Below are 1,386 nucleotides of genomic sequence, written 5' to 3'. Positions count from 1 at the left end.
GTGCAGGGTCAGGGTGCGGTCGGCGAGCGCGGCCACGAACTCGGCGTCGTGGGTCACCGTGACCAGGCCGTGGCCGGCGTCGCGCAGCTCCGCGAAGAGGTCCACCAGCTCCCGCCAGGTGCGCCGGTCCTGACCGAAGGTCGGTTCGTCGCAGATGAGCAGGCGGGGCGCGGTGGCCAGGGCGGTCGCCACGCTCAGCCGCCGCGCCTCACCGCCGGAGAGGGTGTACGGGTTGGCTGCGGCGAGTTTGGTCAGCCGCAGCCGTTGCAACAGCGGGTCGACGCGGTCGCGGACTGCCGCCTCGGACGCCCCGGCACGCCGTGGACCGAGCGCCAGTTCGTCGAAGACGGTGCTGGTGACGAACTGGTGCTCGGGGTCCTGGAACACCGAACCGATCCGGCCGGCCAGCGCGGGTGCGCGCCACCGGTGCGGGGGAGTGCGGGTGTCGGGCCCGGCCAGTTCGGGGCTCGCCACCAGCCGCCCGGTGCCCGGCTTGAGCAGCCCGCCGAGCAGCAACGCGAGGGTGGACTTGCCGGCGCCGTTCGGGCCGAGCACGGCGAGCGCCTCACCGGCGCGTACGGTCAGGTCGGTGGTGGTCAGCCGGGGTGGCCGGCCGAGCCGGTCCGCGGTGAGCAGCACCTCGCCGGCCGGTGCGGCGGCCCGGCGTGGGGGCATCTCCCGGCCGGGCACCCAGACTCCCTCGGCGGCGAGCGCGGCGCCGTGGGCGGCGAAGACGGTCTCCGGCGGCCCGTCGGCGCGTACGCCGCCACCGGGTTCGAGCACCACCACCCGGTCGACCAGGGGCAGTGCCTCGGCGATCCGGTGCTCGACCACGATGAGTGTGGTGTCGGCGTGCACCGCTCGGGCGACCGCCGCGCGGACCAGGGCGGCTCCGGCCGGGTCGAGGTTGGCGGTGGGTTCGTCGAGCAGCAGCAGGCCGGGGCGCAGGGCGAGCACGCCGGCCAGCGCGAGTCGCTGCTGTTCGCCGCCGGAGAGCGCCGCGGTGGGCCGGTCCCGGTGGTACGGGAAGCCGACCCGGCCCAGCGCCTCGTCCACTCTCGGCCAGATTTCGCCGGCCGGTACGCCCCGGTTCTCCAGCCCGAACGCCACGTCGTCGCCGCAGCGGGCCATGACGAGTTGGGACTGCGGATCCTGGAAGAGGATGCCGACCCGCTCCCGGACCTCGGCCGGCGGCCGGCCGTCGACCTCGACGGTGCCCTCCTGCTCGCCGGAGTCCTCGGGCAGCAGCCCGGCCAGCGCGGCCAGCAGCGTGCTCTTGCCGGCCCCGGAGGGCCCGAGCAGCAGCACCCGCTCACCGCGCGCCACCCGCAGGTCCACCCCACGCACGGCCCAGGCTCGCCGCCCGGCGTGCCGCCACCCGAACCC

Annotated in this window: 1 protein-coding gene; it reads right to left on the bottom strand. The window is 76.3% G+C overall.

What is annotated here, in order from left to right; all coding sequences use genetic code 11:
- Positions 1 to 1,386, bottom strand: a 1,386-nt coding sequence (locus C1I95_RS33920; RefSeq protein ID WP_233514069.1) for an ABC transporter ATP-binding protein, incomplete at both ends; no start/stop codon positions are given.

The sequence above is a fragment of the Micromonospora craterilacus genome, assembly GCF_003236315.1.
Classification (GTDB): Bacteria; Actinomycetota; Actinomycetes; order Mycobacteriales; family Micromonosporaceae; genus Micromonospora; species Micromonospora craterilacus.
The sequence above is the reverse complement of the archived record's forward strand: the minus strand, read 5'-3'. Positions and strand labels throughout refer to the sequence as shown.